This window comes from Rhizobium atlanticum (assembly GCF_030182485.1).
Classification (GTDB): Bacteria; Pseudomonadota; Alphaproteobacteria; order Rhizobiales; family Rhizobiaceae; genus Rhizobium.
In genome coordinates this window covers 10949-27559 of the sequence record NZ_JAQJCJ010000028.1, presented here as the reverse complement: position 1 = coordinate 27559, position 16611 = coordinate 10949, and the positions used below count along the sequence as shown (strand labels likewise).

Genomic DNA, 16611 nt, shown 5'->3' with positions numbered 1-16611 from the left:
CTTGCGCTTATTTGTGATCTTTATCCCACAATATGGACTTCGATACCTGGTGTTTCCAAGTGACAAGCAGTGTGGCCAATAATTCTAACCGCCTAGCTCTGCGTCTTCATACTTCCAGAAATGATGTCCCTGGCGGCTGAAAGGAACCCGTCCATTTGGGTTCTGGTGCCGATGCTGACGCGGATAAAATTTTCCAAACCGGCATCGGGAAAGACGGCTACAAGTATGTTCTGCCTATCCAAAGACGCTTGCCACCATTTGCCATCTCGTCCGGGTGGCACCCGAGCTAGCAAAAAGTTTGTGTGGGAGGGAATGACAGAAAAGCCCAATTGAGACAAGGCAGTGGTCGTTCTGTGTCTTTCATGTTTAATATATCTGTGGTTCTCGTCGTAGTCGGCGCGGTGCGAAAGGATACTAATGCCCACCGCATGGCCGATCACGTTCATGTTAAAGACATTTTGCAGGTTGCGTAGCCTCCCAATAAGTTCAGGATGACCAAAGCCGAAACCGACGCGAATTCCCGCGGCTGCAAAGCCTTTCGAAAGTGTTCTCAATACTAGAAGGTTTGGATGACGATCGACAAGGCGCAGGGCATCATCGGGTGCAAAGTCGACATACGCTTCATCCACCACTATCAACTGGTCCGATTGCGCGACGAGGCGGTCGATTTCAGCCACCGGAACGAAGGTTCCCGTTGGATTGTTCGGATTGGCCAGCAGTATGAATTTTGCATCTTTTGCTGGACCAAGAAGCAGCTGCTCGATTGGCAGAGAATAAGACTCGCCCCATTCGATTTCGAGAAATCTGGCACCCTGCAACTTGGCCAGTTTGCGGTTAAAGGAAAAACCTGGCGATATCATCGCAACGCTATCTCCCGGGTCGAGGAATGCTCTGTAGATGAGCCCAAGCAGCTCCGACGAGCCGTTCCCGGCGACCACCTGATCCTGGGAGAGGCCATACGCGCTGGCGGCTGCGTCGCGCAAGCTCAGATTGTCATCTTCGGGATACAGATAATGCCGTTCGAGGGCCGCCAGCGCACTTTGCATCACCATCATCGGCAACGGAAACGGATTCTCATTCGTGTTTAGTTTAACGCAGTTCGCATCTCGCCCCGGTTGATTGGAGGGTAGCGCATTTAGCTGTCTCGCCATCGGCGAAAGAGCCGAAAGCACGGCTTGCAGCTTTGCATCAGCCATATCTTTTCTCCGTTTCAGTAAGCCGAGTCGTGAGCGCGTGATCGGCTGTCTCCTGTTGAAGCCACATCGGACGTTGGCGCGGCCCGCCTGCGGGCTGCTACGGTCGCCGCGTAGTTGATAGGCCAGGGACCGCCGCGGCCGCTTCAAGCCGCCAATGGTCAAGCCTCCCCACTCTCACACTCATGCGTCACTTGCTCCATTCGCCTTTCGAGGAACTGTTCGATCTCAAACGCCAACGCCGCAGGGTCGTGGCCAACCGTTTCGAGATGTAATTCAGCGCCCTCAGGGATTTCGTACGGCGAGGAAACGCCGGTGAAATTGGCGATCTTGCCGGCGAGCGCCTTCCGATAAAGCCCCTTCGGATCGCGTCGCGCGCATTCCTCAAGCGGCGTGTCGACGAGGATTTCAATAAGCTCCCCTCCTCCATCAGCTCGGCGACCTCGGCAACGCGGCGGATGTTCTCGACGCGATCGGGTTGATTGAAGCCAGGTCGCGATTGAGCCCGTGGCGCACGTTGTCGCCGTCGAGGATGTAGGTGTGCTTCCCGTGGGCATGCAGCAGCCGGTCGAGCGCATTGGCGATTGTCGACTTGCCGGAGCCGGAAAGTCCAGTGAACAAAAGGAGGACGGCTGGCTGCTGACTCTTCATCGCCGCGCGCGCCCTTGTCAGCGTCGGTCGCCTGCCAATGCAGGTTGTCGGCGCGCCTTGCCCAGCTTTGGCTGCCACTGAAATTGAAGACCCCGGTCGGCCCTTGGGCTTTGCGAAAGAGCTCGGGAGGATCGACGTGGTCGATGAGTTCCAGCTCGTTTTCCCAGCACAGCTTCCACCGCACCTCAGAACGCATGCAAAGACCTCCTTTGGTATTTCCTGCTGCTGTTTTTGAAGCACGCACTGTGCGATCGAAGCAGTGGCCACCCCGATGCATGTCGGCGCCGTTGCTCGGGTTCGCGCTATAGCCAGTCCGGATCGTCAAATGTTTCGCCGTCACTCGCGTCTGAGATCATTCCTAATGCATCATCACGGGAGATTGGTAAAATGGATTGTATGAATGGAATTATCGATGCTTTGTATGTCGAATATACGGGTTTCTTAGACTTTGACGTGACCTCCCTGGCACTCGCGGCGTAAAGACGACCGCGCGTCCCCTCCAGCGGCCGAAAGCAGGGATACGTTGGACCAGTTGACCCAACTGCGCCCTCCCCGGTTTACCCACCTATGTCCCGGAGTGGCGATGAACGGTCGCCAGCTAGTCCTAACCGCCTGCGCAAAGCTCGCTTCGGCAACCTGCAACGGCGCGAGCGGTTGGTCGCGGTTTCTGATGGAACTTCATCAGGGACGCACGTTCTGTTTATTGAAGCTAGCGATCTACGTCCTATTCGCGATCGTCTGCAGTGGCGCTGGTAGACGCGACTTTCATGGCACGATCGCCGCTATCGCTACCGGTCTCGTCTATGCGGCTTAGTAAGCTGAAAATATCTTGCAAGATCTCTTCATCGAAAGTCCGCAACTTCACGATAGTAGCCAGCAGCAGAACCGCTTTGGTTTCCGTTTCGCCCCAAAGATAAGGTGCCGCCGGGGCGATAATTTCTTCCGGAGTGGCATCCAAAACCTCACACAGATGAATCAGTCGGCTCACGGTCAAGCGGGATACTCCATTTTCGTACCGGCCGTAGACCTGCTTAGTGATGCCAAGCAAGGGCGCCAGTTTCGAGCGCGGGAGTTTTCGCTTATCGCGGGCTTCGCGAAGGCTGATGCTGATCAAGTTTTCGAGTTCGGCGCTAAGTGCAATCCGTCCGTCAAAAGGTTTTCGATAGACCGGCTTGTCTATGCCTGGATCATCGACTTGTTGCAAACCGAGTTCATTAATCCATTGCTTCAATGGTGGTCCTGACATTGCTCCGACTGAGGTAAATGCGCCGAAGCTCTTTATACGGAAAGTGATGTGCTTGGAACCACCAATGTTTCGTTTCGATCTCATTTGGCGCATTTTGGGCCACGCGGACCTCACCCGATAGCTATCGTTCACCAAAATATATCAGTGATTGCAAGTACATACACATAGATCACACCGAAATCGCTTCACGCAAGGATTATCCACTTGCGCCAAATTGGCTATGACCCTCAGTGATTTTGGTGATAACGGTCGCTTCATTTCCTCGTCTAGCTCCCGGGACGTCGTGTGCGGGCATGGTGGCCTTTTGTCCTGCACGCGGAGCTCTCGGTTCACGGCAAACCAATCACGGCTCCGCGCGCTGGCTGCTCTGGTGTTTGGTTCCGGCATTTGATGGTGCAATATTTTCCTTGGCATGGAGGGAAGCACTATGGGCCAGGTTCTACACGGGAGCGCCACGACGACAGAGGCAATCCGTCGAGCAATAGTGAAGAGAGCCTGAGAACGCTTTCGAAGCGATACGGGATCAACCAGAAAACCGTGGCGAAATGGAAGAAGCGGACATCGTTGGTCGACCTTCCTACAGGCCCAAGGACCCACACTCGACGACCCTTTCCCTCGAAGAAGAGGCCGCTATCGTCGCCTTCCGCCGGCACACGTTGCTGCCGCTCGATGATTGCCTCTACGCTCATCAGCCGTATCCATCCGGCGAAGGCCGCGAGGGCTTATGATTTCGGCTCGTCTGCCATGATGCGTTCGATCTTGTCGCGATCGCATTGCTCGTCGACAAGGAACTGCCGAACACCTCCTTCCCAGGTGCGGATATCGGCGAGGAACTCCTTCAAGCTTTCGATGCCCCGGTCGGTGAAGGTCGTGATGCCCTCTTCGCTGCCGTCATGGGCATGGATCATCTCACCATAGTCGATGTTGTCGGAGTTGCTGGCAACCTCCTGGATGAGTTCGAGGTTCTCGCCAATCAGCGTGGCAACGTAGTCGATCGTGTAGACATGCGTCGGGCGCGCCATCAGGCCGCCACCTGCCGGGCGCTTACGGCGGACCAGTTCCACGGCAATAGTTCCGGCAGCCTTGATACTGGAAGGCTGGGCATGCGGGCGAGCACGTCCGCCAGCCAGGCCTGCGGATCGATATCGTTCATCTTTGCCGAGACGATCAGGGAATACATGAAAGCGGCACGCTCGCCTCCACGCTGGGAGCCGGCGAATAGCCATGCCGTTCTTCCGAGAGCAACGCCGCGCAGGGCTCGTTCGGCGGCATTGTTCGTCAGACACAGTCTGCCGTCGTCGAGGAACCGGGCGAAGGCTTCCCAGCGACCCTCCTTCTCGAACATGTAGTTGATCGCCTTGGCGACGGGGTTGTGCTTCGACATTTGCCCGCGCTGGGCCATGAGCCAATCGTGCAGTTCTTCGACGAGCGGGCGAGCATGTTGCAGCCTCGCTGCGAGCCTATCCTCGGCAGGCATTCCGTTTATGCCGCGCTCGATGTCGAAGAGCGCGTCGATGCGGGCAACGGCCTCGAGCGCGACAGGCGATATCTCGTGGGCAGGTTTGCCCTTGCGCACGTTGCCGGCGATGTCAGCGAGTTCGAAGAATTTGCGCCGCGCGTGGCTCCAGCAAAGTGCGCTGATCACCAGCGCGGGGCGGCGGTCGGCACGATAGAGGTGGTTGTAGCCGCCATAGGCATCGGCTTGCAGGGTGCCGTGCCATCCGGCGAGATACGTGTTGGGGTGGGTCTTCTCGCGATCGGGAGAGAAGTGGAAGAGTGCGGCGGGAGGCGCGCCGCCCGCGAAAGGGCGGTCATCGCGGACGTAAGTCCAGAGCCTCGCCTGCTTTGTTGCTCCCCTGGCCAGAAGCGGCACGGTGGTGTCGTCACCATGCAGCCGTTCGGCGGCCAGAACATGGGCACGGATCAGGTCATGGATCGGCTGCAGGGCCGTCGTGCAGGCTCCGACCTGATCGGCCAGTGTGGAGAGACTGAGAGCGACGCCTTCCCTGGCGTAGCGCTCAGCCTGGCGGTTCAATGGCTGATGTTGGCCGAACTTCTCGAACAGGATTGTCGCCAGCAGGTTGGGTCCCGCCCATCCGCGTGGTGTCGCATGGAAGGGGGCCGGTGGCTGGCTGATCTTGTCGCAGTCCCGGCAGGTGAACTTCTCGCGCACCGTCTGGATCCTTCCACTGGCGCGGAATGATCTCCAGCGTCTCGGTGATGTCTTCGCCCATCTTCACGATGCGGGGCGAGCCGCAGCAGGTGCAGGTCGACGGGGCATCGATGACCAGGCGCTCGCGCGGCAGGTGCTCGGGAAACGGCTTGCGGGCCGGCCGGCGGCGTTCGAAAGCGGAGACATTTGTGATTCTCGTCGCCACGCGTTCCGCAGCGATCTCGTCTTCGGTGGCGTCGGCTTCAAGTTCTTGGAGCTGCAATTTCATTTGCTCGATCAGCCGGGCGCGGCGCTCCGAGCTCTGGCCGTACTGCTCGCGACGTATCTTGGCGATCTCGAGCTTGAGATGCCGGATCATCGCCTCAGACGTCGTCACGACCGCGCGCACCTGTGCGAGGTCGGCCTCGGCAGAGGCGGCACGCGCTTCCGATGCCGCAAGCGCGGCGCGCAGTCTGGCTATCTCCGAAGCAGCATCATCCATGGCCGAAAGCTACCATGCCGCATGCCGAAAGCCCAACAAAAACAGAGGAATGCAGGCGGCCAGCCTGCCTTCGAAGGCCGCTGCGTCCAGCGCGGGTTGCGCCAGTCGATCCCTTCCAGGAGATAGCCGAGCTGCGCCGACGATACAGGCACGGCGGAGCCATTCTGGCTGACCGGCCAGATGAACTTTCCAGCTTCCAGCCGCTTCAGGTAAAGCGACATGCCGACGCCGTCATGCCAGAGGACCTTGATCAGGTCACCCTTGCGACCCCGGAAGCAGAAGACTTCGCCGCCATGAGGATCGCGGCCAAGACCTTGCTGAACCTTCAGCGCCAGGCTGTTCATGCCGCAACGCATGTCCGTCACCCCGCCCGCGATCCACACCTTTACCCCCGCGGAAAACGCGATCATGACCCATCCACGACGGGCAACAGGCGGGCAAGAATGGTCGGATCAAGCGAGGCTGGGATCGTCAGCCGTCGGCCATTCGGCAGGCCGATCTCGATCGTCATGTCGTCTTCAAATCGCAGCCGTGAGGCTACCTCGCAAGATGCCGCCGCCGATGGCGAAATCGTAAGTGGCACGAAGCCCGTTGTAGCGGAACTGCTCAGAAGACCACTACGGTATTCCCAACGCCAACGGGTCAACAATGACCGTGACAATCCATATCGCCGCGCCGTCACCGAGCCTTGCCGAAAGCCTTGTAGACTTTCCTCGACGATCCGAACCTTCTCTTCGTCCGACCAATCCCGTCGGCGATCAAGATCGTCGACGGACAAGACCTCAATGGGGGAAATGATTGTAGCGCATAACATAAGGCATGGACTTAAAGCCAATCAGCAAGTCAGGACAGACGGCCTTCGCCGGATGGGTACCATCAGCCGACCATTTCACATCTGACGCGTTCGTCGTTGCACAGGTGTTTGCAGCGCCACGGCATTTCACGTCTGCCGGAGGTCAGAGGCGACAAGGAGCCGAAGAAGAAGTTCAAAAGCTATCCGGTCGCTTACTTCCACATCGATATTGACGAGGTGCAGACGGCCGAGGGCAAGCTCTATCTCTTTGTCGCAATTGACCGAACATCCAAGTTCGCGTTCGCGGAACTCTACACCAAAGCCGGCAAGATGAATGCCGCTCAGTTCTTGCGCAATCTGATCACGGCAGTGCCCTACACCATTCACACCGTTTTGACCGACAATGGCATTCAGTTCACCAACCGAGCTTGTGATCGAAATGCCTTCCAGCACATCTTCGATTGGGTCTGCGACGATCACAGCATCGAGCATCGCCTGACCAAGGTGAAGCATCCCTGGACCAACGGACAGGTCGAACGGATGAACCGAACGATCAAGGAGGCGACCGTCAAGCGCTTCCACTACGACGATCATGCGCAGTTGAAAAAACATCTGGCTGACTTTATCGACGCCTACAATTTCGGGCGCCGGCTCAAGACGCTAAAGGGCCTTACGCCTTACGAGTTCATCTGCAGACAATGGACTTTGGAGCCGGATCGATTCATCATCGACCCCATCCATAAATGCCGGGACTAAACATCTAGGCGATGCCCTTACCTGAACGGCGACAGCCATGAACAGCGTTTCCAGTCTCAGCGACTCGACCCCGTTTTCGCGGAACCTGATCGTGATGTCAAAAGGCTATTTCCGAGCCGAATGGCAAAAAGGATCGGCGCGATGGAACGGAGGCGCGGAGAGGACGGGCTTAGATTCAGCAATCGAAATCAAAGCATGCGCGCCGGCGGCTCGAATACCCACATGGCATTGAGCGGGAAAACCCAACGAGGGAGTTTAACACAGCCCCTACTGTCGAAGCAAAGCGCATGCAAATAGACTTGGCGTCGCTCGCCGACGAATCGCTCGAGCATCGAGCGAGATCAACGCCAACCAAAGATCGAAAAATTGGGCAATCGGCGCGTATTGTTGATCAGACGGAAATTCGAGTGAAAAACTAAGTTGTGAGATTGCGGGTGTCTGCACACCGACGACAGCGCGTCGGCTGCGACAGCTATCACCAATACTGCTAACTACTGGGGGCGTCATAGACAAACCCAGCTCACTTCACGGGCTCCGCTACATCACTGATACCTCTGTCGCTCTCGTCGTCATCGGGGGTCATTCGCTGCAGGAGCCGAATAAGATCGCGCGTCGTGCCGTTCGGAAGTCTCCTAAGAATCCTCGCCAGTGTGAGACAATCCTCGGCCTCCTCCGATGTGCGGCCCCAAAGATGTGGCGCAGCTTCAAAGATCATATCGATAGGCATGAAGCCAAGAATCTCACACAGATGGATCATCCGAGTAACAGTCATTTTGGAAAATGCCCGCTCGTAGCGTCCGTATACAGGGATGGACAGACCAAGCATTGGAGCAACGTCTGCGCGGGACAGGCCCTGCGCTTCGCGTGTCTTTTTCAGGAACGCGCTGATCAATTCCTCCATGTGACCCAACGATGTAATTTCGCCGCCGAAACCTGGCTTTCGATAGATCGCCTTGTCAACCTCCGGATCGGCGGTGCTGACGAGGCCTCTCGAACTTCTGTAGCTTGCTAGATCTTCCGTCACCGCACGTCCCTATTTTCCTGCCACTCGTTGTAGACTTGAGCCAACCTGAACCGATTTGAACCACTTGCCATCGCCAGACTACAACCGTTTTAAATACCCATTTTGGGCATTTTTTGCGTTATAGCAAATATTTGAGAGTTTAGCCAAATTGCTTCATGAATGCATTCAAAACAGTCTCGCTAGACCGGTGGCCCAGTTCCATGAAAGATGAGTCGGCTATGGCCGCACCCGGCACTGAATCATCTAGGTTGCGTCGAATTTGAGCGAAAATTCACATTCAATGCTCAACATCTTCTAAGCGGTCTTCGTTGAGGACGATAAGACATAATCCTCGAAAACCGATCCATTTCCCCGTCCCACGATATCCCATTTGGCTAGCTGGGAAAGCTCCGCCGTGCTGGAAATCACTCAGCCAAGAACCCATATCAGTTACCGCTCCCGCTAGCGTGTAGGTTCGATGCTCTCTGAAAATTCCGGCATCATGGAGCAAGTGCCACAAACGTGAACTTTGCTAAACGAAGCCGCCACCTTATCGCATCCACACAAAGGGCTTGAAATAGTCGACCGTGAGGGTTACATCATTGTAAGCAGCAGACAACGAGGCTTCCGAAAGGTCGCTGTTGCAGGTGCACCCTTAGAGGTCGGTACACCACGGTAAGGCACACGCGTTCGGCGGAAACGCCATGGGAAGGCTTCTTTAGGGGGCCTTTTTTGTTTCTAGGGCACCCTTATTTGCTGGAAATGAGCCTTTATTACGAGTTGGCAGACGCTACACCTTCGCTTGATGCGGCTGAAATTAATTTCTTTCTGATCAGCGCTTTTTACCACCAGTTCTACGTTGTGTTCGTCTGATCTGCTCGGGAAAAGGTAATAAACAACAAGATCATTAAGGCCAGAGGTCAGGACAGGGCCTGAAACGGCAAGGTTACCTGCCCAGTAAGGCATACAGAGGTAGGCACAAGATGCTCGAACGTGAATCTACCTTGCGGATGTTCGATTGTTGGGAAGGAGTCGTTAATAGTCGTCATGAGGCGCGGTCACCCGAAGACAGCTCTCACGATCTGGACCCATTCACTGAACTGGATTAGTGATTGCGCTGGGTAGTCTGGCTCTGAGACATTGAATTTTCTCCCGATATAAGGGCACGGGTTTGACAACCTTACGAAAGTGCTAACCCCTGAACGTGGTTTCGTTCTCCTGGTAAGGGCCCTTTCATGTTCAAATCGATACGAATAGAGCACTGACCTTTCGCTTCCGTCCTTACGACGGAGTTGTCTGCTTATGTCTCGCGTATCGACCGGAAGCCTGAACATGCTGCAGGAGCGAATTCCCATCCTGAGACCGAATTCCTACGACGCCTTCTCCGCAGGAGACCGGAGGTTCGAAATACGACCAGTGCGCCTGGCCTGACCCGAGAGAGGCTTCGGGCAGCCGAGGACGACACCTACGGCCTGTTCGTCGACTTCCGTTGGCCCAAGAACGTCGGGAAGCCATATTGCCCTCGCTGTGGCTGCCTGGAGCCGTACGGCGTCGTCGTTCTGATGCTCGGAGCCGGAATGCCGCGCCGAATTTTCGGTTTTCGCCAACCGCAAGCTTTCATTCAAGAAGATCATCATGGCAATCTGGGAGGAGATCACGGCCGCCAAGGGCATGGCGGCGCTCCATCTGAGCCGCAAGGTCAACGTCCAGTATAAGACCGCCTACTTCCTGCTGCAGAAGCTCCGGGAGGCAGCCGACCTTCGCCGTGATGCGATCAAGCTGCACGGTACGGTGCAGATCGACGGCAAGTATGTGGGCGGCGTCCTCCGCAAGGTGACAAGAAGGAAGAGCGCAAGGACGGGCGCAAGAAGGAAAATCAGAACGGCAAGCGCATGTGAGTTCTGGCGCTGAGGGAGGCCAACCGCCATGCACCGAACAGAACGGTGACGCGGGTGATCCTGGACGAGAACGGCAAGGATGCATGGGCGGCCGTCGCCAAGCATGTCGAGCCGAAGGCGCTCCTGATCGCTGACGAACACAAGGCGCAACCAGGGCTTTGAAAGAAAGCGCTGTATAGATCCACCTGCTCCGCCCTTTTAGTCCGCTAGCAAAAGGCGGTAGGGGACCGACTTCTCGAAGCGGTTTCCTGCCGGCCGACAAGGGCTACGGCAGCGCTGAAATCCTCGCCAAGCCGGTCGAGTGTAAGGCTTCGGCAACATCGCGCCGAAGAACAACTGGAAGGGCTCAGTCGTCTTCTCACGCTGGGTCTATCGGCAGCGTAACCTCGGAAACGTCAAAAGCACCGGTTCGATCGTAATTGACGCAAAGCTGACAGTCGTGTGCGATCGCGCACATTGACAGGCTGGCATGATGCAAGCGCCGACGTGCATTGTGACCTCAACCCAAATCACTCCAATGCTGGGTTGGCCTTCGGACGGATCGCTCGCAAGGTTGACGCTGTTCAAATACTAGGCGGAGTGGCATAATCCGCGCCTCCCGACACACGGAGCACCGGAAGGCGCCTTCTGTCGCCATTGAAACATTCACTAACAATGATCTGGTGGCACACCAATTGCTTGTAGGAGCCCAGATCTCTGCCGGCAATGGTTCCGGTCCAAGCTCCAGTGGCTACTATCGACGATGACCAACACCTTTAGATGTAAGGCCCATCTTCGCGCATGTCGTACCGTACGAACGGAGCTCGTCAGCGATCATCACGCGCGGCGGCGTGCAGCCGATCCAAAGAGCTTTGTCACCAGCCACTGCTCAGCGCGGGAGCCTCTTCAGCTTTGGATCAAGACGTTGAGAGCGATGCCATTCTGGCCGACAGCTCCGCCGGAGCCAATGTTCTTCGCGCGCGATCGAAGTAACCGACGTTCAGATGTCATGTCGCCGCGAATGAGACTGCTTCAAGGGATTCCAGTGGGAGATCGCCTTGCCGAGTTAAGGCTCCCACTGGCACACGGTTTCATTGGTCACGCCGGTGCCGCATGTTGGCCGCCGCAATCCGCTAAACTTAACGGTGCCCTAGAACCTGAAGAGACACAGCGAAATCGGCCTTTTGTTTGGCACCGGTTGGACTAGGCCCGTTTTCGTTTTCGTCTCAAAAGTGGAGATGCGATATGATTTCGAATCACCAAGCCGACGTGGTTGGCGATAGCGACAAGCTCATCGAGCAAGCACTGCGAGCTGCCATGGATACTGCTCTAAGTCCGGCTGCGCCGGCTCACCTGCGTGGAGCGCTGGACGCGGCAGTGTTTCCAGGGGGCTCCCGGATGCGCCCCAAGCTCTGCTTGAAAGTCTCCTATGTGTGCGGCGAAAAAGATCCTGAGCTGGCGACAAGAGCCGCGGCAGCAATTGAATTGCTGCACTGTGCCTCGTTGGTGCATGACGACTTGCCTTGCTTCGATAACGCGGCGCTACGCCGCGGCAGACCAACGGTGCACCGGCTTTTCGGAGAGCCTATCGCCGTTTTGACCGGCGATGCCTTGATTGTGATGGCTTTCAAATACCTCAGCTTGCAGGCTGCGCTAACACCTGAGTTGGGCGCGCGCATGATCGAGGTGGTTGCGGAGGCGGTCGGCCCCAGTCACGGACTGATCGCCGGACAGTCGATGGAGGCAATGACGCACGTCCCAATCGACCGCTATCACCATTACAAGACCGGCTCCCTCTTTGTCGCGGCGGCCACTTGCGGTGCCCTGGCAAGTGGTGCAGATCCGGCCCCATGGTCTAAGGTGGGGGAATTGCTCGGGCACGCGTATCAGATCGCCGACGACATCGCAGATACAGTCGGCCGCGCAGAAGTGCTTGGCAAATTGCCTGCCGTGGACACGCAGCTGAATCGACCCAGTATCGTTCGCGGCCAAGGATTGGACAGCGCAGCCGCCAGATTTTATGCGTATCTCGAACAGATAGGTGACGCCATTCCTGCCAGCCCTCAAAAACGGTCCTTCGTTGACTGGCTTAATCATGCACTTTGCAAAGGCGTGGCTGGACCGGGAAAAGCCGGTCTGATTCAACAAACGGCGCTGGATTGCGCGCCTTTGTAAGCCCGAGTTACGGTACGCATAACCTAGCCGGCGGCATCATTACCGCTTCATCGTCAACAGCTGCTTCATGAACACTTCGTTCCCTGCATCGAACCGCTGGGCCAAGGTGGATTAGAGGTCTAGCTTTAGCGTTAACGGTTTTTGCAACCAGCTTGGAGGGCCGGCCGACAGAGCGGGCGACGCCGGCATCATCCGACTGGCGGATGCGCGGAGGGCAACAAGTGCGCGGAGGGCAACAAGCGCGCCTGGCGCAACGTCGCCAGATCAGGTGAGCCGGTGCAAAAGCAGGCGACGGCCAACTGGCGGATGACGACCTCGAAATGCGCAACGACCGCTTCGGTCGATACCGTAGCCGCCGGCAGCACGCCGGCTGCCTGCCCGGCAATGTCCGCTCCGAGGCGAATGGCCTTGGCCACGTCGACGCCGTCGCGGATCCCGCCGGACGCGATAAGCTTCACCGTTGGCAGTGCCCGACGGACCGCCTGCAAGCTGGCCGGTGTCGGGATCCCCCAATCGGCAAACGCCATCGCCACTGCACGGCCGGCGGCATCGCGGGCGCGCTCGCCCTCCACCGCGGCCCAACTGGTGCCGCCGGCTCCGGCGACATCAATCACCTCAACACCCGCCTCGACGAGCGCGCAGGCCACCGAGGCGGACAGGCCCCACCCGACTTCTTTGGCCACGATCGGCACGCCCACGCTACGCGCGGCGCGAGCCACCTGCGCCAGTACGCCGTGCCAGTCGCGGTCGCCATCCGGCTGTAGCACTTCCTGCAGCGGATTGAGATGGACGATCAGCCCATCAGCCTCCAGCGCATCGACAGCCCGGCGCGCCAGATCAAGGCCGTCGGCCTCGCGCAGTTGCGCAGCGCCGATATTGGCCAGCAAGGGAATGTCAGGCGCCAGGCGGCGTAGGGCGCGCGTCAGCCCCTGGGAATTGCGCGATTGCAGGCTCACGCGCTGCGAACCGACGCACATGGCGATCCCCAAGGCTTGCGCCGCCTCGCTCAGGTGCCGATTGATGGCCTCTGCGCGTGGCATTCCGCCGGTCATGGAACTGATCAGCAGCGGCGCACGCATGGGCTTGCCTAACAGCGATGTGCGCAGTTCGATCTGCGTCAGGTCCAGCTCGGGCAGTGCGCAGTGTTCGAACCGGATTTGCTCCCAGCCGGCAGCGACCGTGGCTGGCGCCGTTCGCCGATCCAGCACGAGGTCCAGATGGTCGTCCTTGCGCCGGGTCAGGGCGTCGTCGCACCCGCTCGCTCGATCCGCCGTATTGGGCGTTGGCGTTGCGTCGGATCGGACCGAGGGCGCCGCGCGCACGCCGCCGCCTCCCGCGCGTTCACGCCGGCGCACGCTGGCCTCCCCCCGCCGCATCGTTGCCGTAGCGGCTGATCGAGGTCTGGTAGTACTTCGCGCGAATGACCGCCATGGCCTCGATTAACGGTCCCCATGGTGCAGGAAAGCGTTCTTTCACCATCACTCGGTGCAGCATGCGCGCATGGCCGACCAGCTCGTCGTTGAGGAAATCCTCCACAGGCATAGCCGGATAACGCTGCAGGAGCAGGATGGCAGCGTTGTCGGCTTCTCCCGCCGCCCTATCCTTGGCGCATCCATGCAGATCGTTCTGCAGGCGCCCTATCGTGGAGATGAGCCGCAGCACCTGGCGAAACGCCGGACGCGCGCGCAGGGTCGCCATGTCCAGCCCCCATAGCAACGACAGGCAACAGAACACGTTCGCGTAGGCGATCGAATCGATGGAATTGTGCAAGTATTCGGCGTACGACCAGCGTTCAGCCCCCGCCGCCTGCGCGTGTCCGGCGCGCAGCGCCGCGCAGTAGCACCGGGTATCGTTTAGAAGCTCAGTATAGTCGCGCCTATCGTAGGCGAGCGCGGCCAGGGAAGCGCGCAGCACAGCGCAGCCCTCGAAACCGGGGACCGCGCATGGCACGCCCTGCCCCAGCGCCTGCTCCACCGCGGCCAGCTGCTCCGGCGCGATCAGGCCAAGGTCGTTGCAATCGTCGAGCCAAAACAGTAGCGCCAACTCGCAATAAAACGCCACGATCAGCTTTTCGTCCTGCGGATCTCGGCCGGTGCGGGCGCTGATATCGTGCAAGCTCGGTTGGATACACTGCAGGATGTACTGTCCGCCCCTAACTGCTTCTACGGCATGCTCGTCGGCGAATCCGGTCAGGGAACGCCCCCACTCCAGTACTTGCTGCAGCGCGCTTTCGGTCGGGATCATTGCGCTATTCCTCCTGCTCCCTCGGTCGGGATGCGCCGCCCCCAACGAAGAGCCAGCCACAAGCCGGCGAGTTCGATCACGCGCACGACCCGGGTCGGGCAATACAATTCCTTGCCGATCCACAGCGGCGTCTGCGGCAATTCATGCGCCTCATGGCGAGCGAGCATCCACTCCAGCGCGTGCGCGACCGCCAGCGCGATGCGGGCGCGCCCTGTCGGCTCTTCGCGCCCATCCATCACGTGCAACGCGAACAGCGCATAGGCGGTTTCCTCAAATGTTGACGCGCGACCCGCGCCCCAGCCGCCGTCATCGCGCTGCGCCTGCAACAGCGCCGCCAGCGCGCGCTCGTCGCGCCACTGGGGCGCGCCTTGCGCGAGCGCAGCGATTGCATGCGCGGTGGGATACAGCCACGAAACATGCCATTTGTCATTGTCCCATAGACCGTCCGCGTTGCGATTGGCCTCAAGGTAAGCGCTGGTACCGGCGGTGGGCTTTCCCAACAGTCTGAACGCATGCAGGGCGTGGATGTTGGTCGACACCGAGGCATTGCGCTCGCCGGGGAAGGTAACGAACAGCCCGCCGATTTCGAAGTGGCGCAACGCGTCGGCAGCCGGGTTGCGTCCTGCTAGGCGCAGGATGCACAACGCAACAGCAGTGTCGTCCGCATCGGCCGCGAAGTGCAAGGCCGGACCCAGACCGCGCACGCCCAGACAGGCATCGAGCTGCGCGACGATCACGCGCACCGCCTCGGCGAGCGCGGGATGCGAAAACAACCCGGCCAGATGCAGAGTGTACAGCGACCAGCATGGCTCGAACACGTTGATCGGCCAGACGCTGGGAACGACACCTTCGATGCCGCTGCGCGCCGCGCGCGATGCGGCCTGAAGATACCTGTCGGCACGCTCGACCTGTGGCGCGCTCGCCTGTGTGAGGGCGTGCGCACGCCACGCGGCGGTTGCCGCCGGGCTGATGCCGATGCTGCCGTCGTCGTCCAGGCATGCCGTGGTCGGCGACGTCCCCCAGGCTTCCCAGGAGTGCAACAACGGATGGCCGCTCGGCAGCGGTCCCACCGTCCCCAACTTAACCAGGCACGCTTGCCGCAACGGCAACAGCGCCGGGTAGCGCGGAAACACCACGTCGCCCACCAAGGATGTGGCCTCGCCGGAGATCTGCGGCAGGATCAGCTCCGCGCCTACCGGCGCGTCTTCCGGCACCGCATCCGCGTAGGGATCCGGCTGGCGCTCGAGGAACCGCGTTGCAGCCTGAACTGCGTCCGCAGCGCCGGGAAGAGAATCGGCACGCCGCAATGCAAGCAACGCCGCGCACGTGGGTACATGGCGGAACAGTGGGAAGTCAGCACTTCCCCATCCGCCATCGGCCTGTTGCTGCGCCATGAGCCACGCGTATCCGTTCTGCCGACCGGTGACGTTGCCGCTGAACTGCAAAACGCGCGCCGTGTCGTAAACGGACGGACTCACGCTGCCGCCATCGCGCGTCTCGTTCAGCAAGTGGCGCAATTCAGAAAGGATCTGTTCGGACAGCGCACTCATGCGGGATGTTCCCTCTGCAGGCAGTTGACGAGAAGCGCGGCGAAGCGCACCTATGCTGGCGGCGGTCCGCGGTGGGCAACCGCTCCGATCTGCGCCGTGGAATCGAACACAATGTAGCATCTAGCGGTGCCGCCGGCCGATCGCAGCGGTACGGCGGCGCCTCCGTGCGGACCGGCGCCAATGCGCACGGCGCGTGCTTGAACAGATACCCTTTTGGCCCGCTGCACGGCCTGCGCCAACCGCTCCGCACGCGGGCGCATCGAGGTGATGGCTTCCTCGGCCTCTGGCCATAGGCCCGGCACTGACTGGGGCGCTGCATGCAGCTTCGTGATCGGCACGCCGGTTGCTTTCTTCTCCGCCGCATGCTTGCCGGCGGCTTGCCCAGCGTCGCGTCATCCGCTGGCATGTCATCCTCGACCACCTACAATACAAGGCCGAAACAGGCGCGATAGCGATCCAGTGCGCGGTA

Annotated in this window: 13 protein-coding genes and 5 pseudogenes; 6 read left to right on the top strand and 12 right to left on the bottom strand. The window is 59.3% G+C overall.

The window, feature by feature from the left end; translation table 11 throughout:
- Positions 1-92: 92 nt before the first annotated feature.
- From hisC to PH551_RS29030, 4 genes and pseudogenes are all read right to left on the bottom strand, one after another.
- Positions 93-1196, bottom strand: coding sequence for a histidinol-phosphate transaminase (hisC, locus tag PH551_RS29045; RefSeq protein ID WP_004671991.1), 1104 nt, complete (start codon positions 1194-1196; stop codon positions 93-95).
- Between the two features lie 158 nt (positions 1197-1354).
- Positions 1355-1902 (bottom strand): annotated as a pseudogene (locus PH551_RS29040) (adenylyl-sulfate kinase); the annotation flags it as partial.
- A gap of 42 nt (positions 1903-1944) precedes the next feature.
- Positions 1945-2040: pseudogene (locus PH551_RS29035) on the bottom strand (adenylyl-sulfate kinase); the annotation flags it as partial.
- Between the two features lie 528 nt (positions 2041-2568).
- Positions 2569-3075: a helix-turn-helix domain-containing protein gene (locus tag PH551_RS29030; RefSeq protein WP_004671987.1), complete on the bottom strand. Its 507-nt coding sequence runs from the start codon at positions 3073-3075 to the stop codon at positions 2569-2571.
- A 442-nt stretch (positions 3076-3517) separates the two neighbouring features.
- Here PH551_RS29030 and PH551_RS29025 point away from each other — a divergent pair.
- A pseudogene (locus PH551_RS29025) lies at positions 3518-3785 on the top strand (IS481 family transposase); the annotation flags it as partial.
- Between the two features lie 27 nt (positions 3786-3812).
- Here PH551_RS29025 and PH551_RS29020 read toward each other — a convergent pair.
- From PH551_RS29020 to tnpA, 4 genes are all read right to left on the bottom strand, one after another.
- Entirely contained in the window at positions 3813-4112 is a 300-nt protein-coding gene (locus PH551_RS29020) for a hypothetical protein (RefSeq protein WP_004671980.1), read from the bottom strand.
- A protein-coding gene (gene tnpC / locus PH551_RS29015; protein ID WP_100225622.1) for an IS66 family transposase occupies positions 4112-5744 on the bottom strand; the annotation gives its coding sequence in 2 pieces (ribosomal slippage) (positions 4112-5273 and positions 5272-5744; 1635 coding nt in all). The genes PH551_RS29020 and tnpC overlap by 1 nt, the downstream gene beginning before the upstream one ends.
- On the bottom strand, positions 5720-6154 hold the full coding sequence (tnpB, locus tag PH551_RS29010; protein WP_018247201.1) for an IS66 family insertion sequence element accessory protein TnpB: 435 nt from the start codon (positions 6152-6154) through the stop codon (positions 5720-5722). The genes tnpC and tnpB overlap by 25 nt, the downstream gene beginning before the upstream one ends.
- On the bottom strand, positions 6151-6558 hold the full coding sequence (gene tnpA / locus PH551_RS33075) for an IS66-like element accessory protein TnpA (protein ID WP_074063725.1): 408 nt from the start codon (positions 6556-6558) through the stop codon (positions 6151-6153). Before tnpA ends, tnpB begins: the two co-directional genes overlap by 4 nt.
- 63 nt (positions 6559-6621) lie before the next feature.
- On the opposite strand from tnpA, the pseudogene PH551_RS29000 reads away from it, so the two are divergent.
- Positions 6622-7301, top strand: a pseudogene (locus PH551_RS29000) (IS481 family transposase); the annotation flags it as partial.
- A 512-nt stretch (positions 7302-7813) separates the two neighbouring features.
- Here PH551_RS29000 and PH551_RS28995 read toward each other — a convergent pair.
- The gene (locus PH551_RS28995) at positions 7814-8317 is read right to left on the bottom strand and encodes a helix-turn-helix transcriptional regulator (RefSeq protein WP_018247203.1); all 504 of its coding nucleotides are present in this window, start codon (positions 8315-8317) and stop codon (positions 7814-7816) included.
- Positions 8318-9931: 1614 nt separating this feature from the next.
- On the opposite strand from PH551_RS28995, the gene PH551_RS28990 reads away from it, so the two are divergent.
- From PH551_RS28990 to PH551_RS28970, 4 genes and pseudogenes are all read left to right on the top strand, one after another.
- Positions 9932-10207, top strand: coding sequence for a hypothetical protein (locus PH551_RS28990; RefSeq protein ID WP_004671970.1), 276 nt, complete (start codon positions 9932-9934; stop codon positions 10205-10207).
- A 32-nt stretch (positions 10208-10239) separates the two neighbouring features.
- Positions 10240-10356 (top strand): transposase, encoded by a 117-nt coding sequence (locus PH551_RS28985; RefSeq protein WP_008536526.1) that lies wholly within the window; start codon positions 10240-10242, stop codon positions 10354-10356.
- A gap of 86 nt (positions 10357-10442) precedes the next feature.
- Positions 10443-10582, top strand: a pseudogene (locus PH551_RS28980) (IS5/IS1182 family transposase); the annotation flags it as partial.
- Positions 10583-11418: 836 nt separating this feature from the next.
- Positions 11419-12348, top strand: a complete 930-nt coding sequence (locus PH551_RS28970; protein WP_004671969.1) for a polyprenyl synthetase family protein — start codon at positions 11419-11421, stop codon at positions 12346-12348.
- 188 nt (positions 12349-12536) lie between these two features.
- Here PH551_RS28970 and fni read toward each other — a convergent pair whose 3' ends face one another.
- Genes fni through PH551_RS28955 form a run of 3 tightly spaced genes read right to left on the bottom strand, consistent with a single transcriptional unit; the run spans position 12537 to position 16142 of the window.
- Positions 12537-13724 (bottom strand): type 2 isopentenyl-diphosphate Delta-isomerase, encoded by a 1188-nt coding sequence (gene fni / locus PH551_RS28965; RefSeq protein WP_198364251.1) that lies wholly within the window; start codon positions 13722-13724, stop codon positions 12537-12539.
- Positions 13690-14592 carry a terpene synthase family protein gene (locus PH551_RS28960; RefSeq protein ID WP_004671966.1) on the bottom strand — a complete coding sequence of 301 codons (903 nt, stop codon included), beginning with the start codon at positions 14590-14592 and terminating at the stop codon, positions 13690-13692. Before PH551_RS28960 ends, fni begins: the two co-directional genes overlap by 35 nt.
- Positions 14589-16142: a hypothetical protein gene (locus PH551_RS28955; RefSeq protein WP_018247207.1), complete on the bottom strand. Its 1554-nt coding sequence runs from the start codon at positions 16140-16142 to the stop codon at positions 14589-14591. The genes PH551_RS28960 and PH551_RS28955 overlap by 4 nt, the downstream gene beginning before the upstream one ends.
- Positions 16143-16611: the final 469 nt, after the last annotated feature.